Source organism: Starkeya nomas, from assembly GCF_902703545.1.
GTDB lineage: Bacteria > Pseudomonadota > Alphaproteobacteria > Rhizobiales > Xanthobacteraceae > Ancylobacter > Ancylobacter moscoviensis.
Genome location: NZ_CACSAS010000044.1, coordinates 1 through 506, shown reverse-complemented (window position 1 = coordinate 506; position 506 = coordinate 1). Strand labels below are relative to the sequence as shown.

Below are 506 nucleotides of genomic sequence, written 5' to 3'. Positions count from 1 at the left end.
ATCGAGAAGGGGATCGCGCTCCTCGACCATAAGGGGGCAACGGCGAAGGCCGCGAGCCTGAAAGCATGGCTCAGTGGCCTTGTCTCCACATACGATGACAAGATTATTGGCTTCGACGCGCAGGCTGCCGCGATCGGTGGGCGATTGGAAGCGAAGGCGCTCGCCGCCGGTCATGATCCCGGCATGGCCGATGCCGTGATCGCCGGCATCGCTGCGGCGCATGAACTCGCCGTTGTCACCCGCAACACGAAGCATTTCCTGCCGTTCGGTGTCGCCGTGTTGTCGCCTGACGAGGCTGCTGCCCAAGGAGGCCCGGCATGAGCGCTTCCTCTTCCGCAATTCCACTACGCGCCGCCCTTTACCTGCGCGTCTCGACGGCGCGGCAGGCTGAGCATGATGTCTCCATCCCTGACCAGAAGCGGCAGGGCGAAGCCTATTGCGCCTCGCGCGGCTATCAGCTTGTCGAGACCTACGTGGAGCCGGGCGCTTCGGCGACCAACGACCGC

Annotated in this window: 2 protein-coding genes; both read left to right on the top strand. The window is 64.6% G+C overall.

Annotation, left to right across the window (positions count from 1 at the left end):
- A partial coding sequence (locus STARVERO_RS23040; RefSeq protein WP_200837958.1) for a PIN domain-containing protein occupies nt 1-321 on the top strand: 321 nt, incomplete at its 5' end.
- A partial coding sequence (locus STARVERO_RS23035; RefSeq protein WP_159602534.1) for a recombinase family protein occupies nt 318-506 on the top strand: 189 nt, incomplete at its 3' end. The genes STARVERO_RS23040 and STARVERO_RS23035, both read left to right, overlap by 4 nt.